The following is a 6,000-nucleotide window of genomic DNA, read 5'->3' as shown; positions in this document are numbered from 1 at the left end:
ACGGAGCGAGTCTTACGAGCGACCGTTCGCGGCCCGTCTCGCGTCCGAGCCGTCGAAGCGCATGCGACGAAGTCGCGAGTCTCGACGGCTCGGACGCGAGACACCAGGGGGCCGCGAACCCGCCGCGGCGCAGCCGCGGCAAATCAAACACAGCCCAGCCCGCGTGTCCGGTGACGCGATGGGTGAAGATGGACGGGTGAGTTTCTGGCCAGCGCCCCATGTCGATGTCCCCGTGCACGCGACCGTGACCCTGCCCGGATCTAAATCGATCACGAATCGGGCCTTGATCCTGGCGGCACTCGCCGAGGGTCCCTCGACCATCTCCGGTGCGCTGCGCAGCCGCGATACCGAACTCATGATCGGCGCGCTGTGCGCATTGGGCGCGCGGATCGAGGGCGACGCCGAAACGCTGACCGTGACGCCCGCGCCGCTGCAGGGCGGCAACGTCGACTGTGGCCTGGCCGGCACAGTCATGCGGTTCCTGCCGCCGGTCGCGGCCCTGGCCACCGGTGATGTCGCCTTCGACGGTGACGAGCAGGCCCGGGTTCGCCCACTCGGCACCATCCTGGAGGCACTGCGCCGGATCGGCGCGGATATCGAGGGCGACGCACTGCCTTTCACGGTGCACGGCAAGGGCGCGCTGCGTGGCGGCGCGGTCACCATCGATGCCTCCGGATCCTCACAGTTCGTCTCCGGCCTGCTGCTGTCGGCGGCCCGGTTCGACGAGGGCATCGTGGTGCATCACGATGGCAAGGCGCTGCCCTCTATGCCGCATATCGAGATGACGGTGGAGATGCTGCGGCGCGCCGACGTCGCGGTCGATGCCCCCGCCGACAGCCGCAAAGCCCAGACCTGGACCGTCGCACCCGGCCCTATCCGCGCGGTGAACTGGGATGTGGAACCGGATCTGTCCAATGCCACGCCGTTCCTGGCCGCGGCCGCCGTCACCGGCGGCGAGGTCCGCATCCCGCACTGGCCACGGCTGACCACACAGCCCGGTGACGTGATCCGAGAGATCCTGGTGCGCATGGGCGCGGAGGTCACCCGGTTCGACGGTGTCCTGACTGTGCGCGGCCCGGAGCGACTGGCCGGTATCGATATCGATCTGCACGATGTCGGCGAGTTGACCCCGACGGTGGCCGCCCTAGCGGCACTTGCGGATTCGCCGTCCTGGCTGCGCGGTATCGCCCATCTGCGCGGGCACGAGACCGATCGGCTCGCGGCGCTGTCCACCGAGATCAACCGGCTCGGTGGCAATGTCACCGAGACCGAGGACGGACTCGAAATCACCCCGGCCCCGCTGCACGGCGGCAACTGGCATTCCTATGCCGACCACCGAATGGCAACGGCCGGTGCGATTCTCGGACTCCGGGTGCCCGGTGTGGCGATCGAGGATATCGGCACCACCGCGAAGACGCTGCCCGGATTTGTCGGCCTGTGGGAGCAGATGCTCGATCCCACGCTCACTGATCAGGGAGCGGCCCGCTGAGACGACGCGATTACGACGAGTCGGATGTCCGGGTGCGCCCGGGCAAGTCGTCTCGTCCACGCACCAAAACCCGTCCGCAGCACAATGATGCGGAATCGGCCATGGTCGTTTCGGTGGACCGTGGTCGCTGGGGTTGCGTGCTCGGCGGCGATCCGGACAAACTGATCGTCGCCATGCGGGCCAGGGAACTGGGCCGCACGCCGATCGTCGTCGGCGATCAGGTCGACGTAGTCGGCGATCTGTCCGGCAAACCCGATACCCTCGCCCGCATCGTCCGCGTCGGCGAACGCCGAACCGTCCTGCGCCGCACTGCCGATGACACCGATCCGTTCGAACGGATCGTCGTCGGCAATGCCGAACAACTGTTCATCGTGGTCGCCCTCGCCGATCCGCCGCCGCGCACCGGTTTCGTCGAGCGCGCCATGGTCGCCGCGTATGCCGGTGGGCTGCAACCGATTCTGTGTTTGACCAAACACGATCTGGCCGCCGAATCCGAATTCGCCGCCGCCTTCGACGATCTCGACCTCACCATCATCTATGGCGGCGTCGACGACCCCATAGCACCGGTCCTGGATCTGCTCACCGACCGCCTCACCGCCTTCATCGGCCACTCCGGCGTCGGCAAATCCACGCTGGTGAATCGCCTTGTGCCCGATGCGGATCGGGCGGTCGGCGAGGTCTCGGGCGTGGGCAAGGGCAAACACACCTCCACCCAATCCGTCGCCCTACCGCTCCCGCAGAGCGGCTGGGTCATCGACACACCTGGTGTCCGCTCCTTCGGGCTGGCCCACATCACGCCCGACGATGTCATCGCCGCCTTCACCGATCTGGCCGCCGCCATCGAGGACTGTCCACGCGGCTGCACCCATCTCGGTCCCCCCGCAGATCCCGAATGCGCCCTGGATACCTTGCCCGGCAAGGATCGCCGTGTTGCCGCCATCCGCCTGCTACTGACCGCGCTGAACACCAACGAATCCTGGTAATTTCTCGTGTACACAGTTCGGTGTACACTCCAGATGTGGAAGATCAGCTCAGCATCCGTGAGGCTCGAGCCCAGCTCCCTGCCGTCATCAACGCCGCAGTACAGGATGGGCACGTGACCGTCATCACGCGTGCCGGAGAACCCGCAGCCGCAGTGATTCCGCTGTACATGCTCGCCAAGCTCGAAGAGTGGGAAGACGAGCAACTCGGACGCATGGCCGACGAGGCGCTCGCTGAAGGTGGTGAACCAGAACACATCACGCTAGGCCAAATGATGGATGAGATCCTCGATGCTGGACATAAAGGCACGGCGTGAAATACGAATTCCGCTGGACCCCAGCAGCGCGTCGTGCACTACGAAATATCCCGCATCCCGATGCCATGCGCCTGTTGATCGCGCTCACGCTGCTGGGCGATGACCCATACCGACGTGATGGGGTAGATGTCAGAGGTCTCACCGGTCGCCCAGGATTCCGGCTACGAGTCGGCAACTACCGACTGGTATACGAGGTCGATGACGGCAAACTGATCATTCTCGTCATCACCGCCGGACACCGTCGCGACATCTACGAGCGCTAGATACGGGACCGGACACGGCGAAGGCGCGCTCATCGACCTCGAGTCGATGAGCGCGCCTTCGGAATTGATGGTCAGTGCCGACGACGCGACTTCGGTGCGCGCTTCGGCTTGGCCTGCGAGCGGGCCGCCTCGCGACGCTCACGGCGGGTGGCGCCGTCGCCGTACTCCTCGACGTCGCTGTGCACCGCGGCGTGGCCGCCCTCGTCCGGCCCCGAGTAGTGGAAGCCGTTGTTGGCCCGGGAATCACCGATCCCCTTGGCGCGCAACGCCGCCGGCGCGCCATTGGCTACCGGCGCCTCCTGGGTGGGCAGTGGACGCGGCGCGGCGGCGCCGACCGGCGAGCGCAGGCCCGGATCGATCCCGACGCCCTCGGGCTGCGGCTGCTGCACCTCGACCTGCAGGTTGAACAGGAAGCCGACCGACTCCTCCTTCAGGCCGTCCAGCATCGCGGCGAACATATCGAAGCCCTCGCGCTGGTATTCCACCAGCGGATCGCGCTGCGCCATGGCACGCAGGCCGATGCCCTCCTTGAGGTAATCCATCTCGTAGAGGTGCTCGCGCCACTTGCGGTCCAACACCGAAAGCAGCACTTGGCGTTCGAGATTGCGCATCGAACCCTCGCCGGCCAGACCGTCGATCTGCTGTTCACGCTTCTCGTAGGCGTTGTGCGCGTCATCGAGCAGCGCTTCGACCAGTTCGTCCTTGGTCAGGTCGCCCGCCTCGCCGACACCGGTCTCACCGGTCAACTCCTTGTAATCCAGGCTCACCGGATACAGCGTCTTCAGCGCGCTCCACAGCTTGTCCAGATCCCAGTCCTCGACGTAGCCGTCGGCAGTGGCGCCGTCGACATAGGCGGTGACCACGTCGGTGATCATCTCCTGGACCTGGCCCTCCATATCCTCACCGCGCAGGATCCGGTTGCGCTCGCCGTAGATGATGGTGCGCTGCTGGTTCATCACCTCGTCGTACTTGAGCACGTTCTTCCGGATCTCGAAGTTCTGCTGCTCGACCTGGGTTTGCGCGCTCTTGATTGCCTTGGAGACCATCTTCGCCTCGATCGGCACATCATCCGGCAGGTTGAGCCTGGTCATGATGGCCTCGAGGGCGGCGCCGTTGAAGCGCCGCATCAACTCGTCACCCAGCGAAAGGTAGAACCGGGACTCGCCCGGGTCACCCTGACGACCGGAACGACCGCGCAACTGGTTATCGATACGCCGCGATTCGTGCCGCTCGGTGCCGAGCACGTACAGACCACCGGCATCGCGCACCGCGTCGGCGTCCTCGGCGGTCTGCTCCTTGACCCGCTCCAGCGTCGGCAACCAGGCGGCCTGGTACTCCTCCGGCGTCTCAACCGGATCCAGACCCTCCTTGCGCAGGATGATGTCGGTGATGATGTCCGGGTTACCGCCGAGCACGACGTCGGTACCACGACCGGCCATATTCGTCGCGACCGTGACCGCGCCCGGGCGACCGGCCTCGGCGATGATCTCGGCTTCCTTCTCGTGGAACTTCGCGTTCAGCACGTTGTGTGCGATGCCGCGCTTGGTGAACTGCTTCGACAGGTACTCCGAGCGCTCGACGCTGGTGGTACCGATCAGCACCGGCTGGCCCTTCTCGTGCCGTTCGGTGACATCGTCGACCACGGCCGCGAATTTGGCCTCTTCGGTCTTGTAGATCAGATCGGACTGGTCCGCGCGGACCATCGGCCTGTTCGTCGGGATCGGGACCACGCCGAGGCTGTAGATCTGATGCAGCTCGGCGGCCTCGGTCTCGGCGGTACCGGTCATTCCGGAAAGCTTGTCGTAGAGGCGGAAGTAGTTCTGCAGCGTGATCGTGGCCAGGGTCTGGTTCTCCGGCTGGATCTCGACGCCTTCCTTGGCCTCGATCGCCTGGTGCATACCCTCGTTGTAGCGGCGCCCGACCAAGATGCGGCCGGTGAATTCGTCGACGATGATGACCTCGCCGTCGCGGACGATGTAGTCCTTGTCCCGGTGGTAGAGCTCCTTGGCCTTGATGGCGTTGTTCAGGTAGCTCACCAGCGGCGAATTGGCCGCCTCGTAGAGGTTATCGATGCCGAGCTGATCCTCGACGAACTCCACGCCCGCCTCGTGCACACCGATGGTGCGCTTCTTGATGTCGACCTCGTAGTGCAGGTCCTTCTTCAACAGCGGTGCGATGCGGGCGAATTCGGCGTACCACTTCGAGGAGGCGTCGGCCGGACCCGAGATGATAAGCGGCGTGCGGGCCTCGTCGATGAGGATGGAGTCGACCTCGTCGACCACGGCGAAGTTGTGCCCACGCTGGACCAGATCGTCCAGGGAGTGAGTCATATTGTCGCGCAGGTAATCGAAGCCGAATTCGTTGTTGGTGCCGTAGGTGATGTCGGAGTTGTAGGACTCGCGACGCTCGGCCGGGGTCATACCGGACAGGATCACCCCGACACTCAGCCCGAGGAAGCGGTGCACGCGGCCCATCCACTCGGCATCACGCTTGGCCAGGTAGTCATTGACCGTGACCACGTGCACGCCGTCGCCGGAGATCGCATTCAGGTAGGCGGGCAGCACACAGGTCAGGGTCTTGCCCTCACCGGTCTTCATCTCGGCGATATTGCCGAGGTGCAGCGCCGCGCCACCCATGATCTGCACCTTGTAGTGCTTCTGGTTCAGCACCCGCCAGGACGCCTCACGGGCCACCGCGAACGCCTCCAGGAGCAGATCGTCCAGCGATTCGCCGTCCGCGTAGCGGTCCTTGAACTCGTCGGTCTTGGCACGCAGCTCGTGGTCGGTGAGCTCCTCGACCTCGGGCCCGAGCGCGAGGACCTCTTCCGCGAGATGGGCGAGCCGCTTGACCGTGCGTCCCTCACCAATCCGTAGCAACCTCGTCAGTGTCAGCGCAGGCACGGGTCTCGTCAGTCCTCTGGTCGGTGTGTCAAATGTTCGGCCGTCACCCTG

General features: G+C 65.4%; 5 protein-coding genes. 4 read left to right on the top strand and 1 reads right to left on the bottom strand.

Annotated elements, in window-relative coordinates:
* Nucleotides 1-178 precede the first annotated feature (178 nt).
* Genes aroA through ACIBJI_RS04800 form a run of 4 tightly spaced genes read left to right on the top strand, consistent with a single transcriptional unit; the run spans nucleotide 179 to nucleotide 3,049 of the window.
* Complete coding sequence (gene aroA, locus ACIBJI_RS04815; protein ID WP_364343934.1) at nucleotides 179-1,489, top strand: 3-phosphoshikimate 1-carboxyvinyltransferase; 1,311 nt, start codon at nucleotides 179-181, stop codon at nucleotides 1,487-1,489.
* Nucleotides 1,486-2,472 (top strand): ribosome small subunit-dependent GTPase A, encoded by a 987-nt coding sequence (gene rsgA / locus ACIBJI_RS04810; protein ID WP_364344565.1) that lies wholly within the window; start codon nucleotides 1,486-1,488, stop codon nucleotides 2,470-2,472. Before aroA ends, rsgA begins: the two co-directional genes overlap by 4 nt.
* Before the next feature lie 35 nt (nucleotides 2,473-2,507).
* Complete coding sequence (locus tag ACIBJI_RS04805) at nucleotides 2,508-2,786, top strand: type II toxin-antitoxin system Phd/YefM family antitoxin (protein ID WP_364343937.1); 279 nt, start codon at nucleotides 2,508-2,510, stop codon at nucleotides 2,784-2,786.
* Complete coding sequence (locus ACIBJI_RS04800) at nucleotides 2,783-3,049, top strand: type II toxin-antitoxin system RelE/ParE family toxin (protein ID WP_364343940.1); 267 nt, start codon at nucleotides 2,783-2,785, stop codon at nucleotides 3,047-3,049. The genes ACIBJI_RS04805 and ACIBJI_RS04800 overlap by 4 nt, the downstream gene beginning before the upstream one ends.
* 71 nt (nucleotides 3,050-3,120) lie before the next feature.
* Here ACIBJI_RS04800 and secA read toward each other — a convergent pair whose 3' ends face one another.
* Nucleotides 3,121-5,949 carry a preprotein translocase subunit SecA gene (gene secA / locus ACIBJI_RS04795; protein WP_364343943.1) on the bottom strand — a complete coding sequence of 943 codons (2,829 nt, stop codon included), beginning with the start codon at nucleotides 5,947-5,949 and terminating at the stop codon, nucleotides 3,121-3,123.
* Between the last annotated feature and the right edge of the window lie 51 nt (nucleotides 5,950-6,000).

Origin of the sequence: Nocardia sp. NPDC050408, assembly GCF_044458905.1 — a bacterium.
Lineage (GTDB): Bacteria > Actinomycetota > Actinomycetes > Mycobacteriales > Mycobacteriaceae > Nocardia.
Note: the sequence above shows the minus strand (reverse complement) of the source record. Positions and strands in the feature narration are given on the sequence as shown.

Excerpts from the sequence above, each read along its gene's own strand:
- aroA (WP_364343934.1), top strand. The coding sequence starts at position 179 with ATGGGTGAAGATGGACGGGTGAGTTTCTGGCCAGCGCCCCATGTCGAT.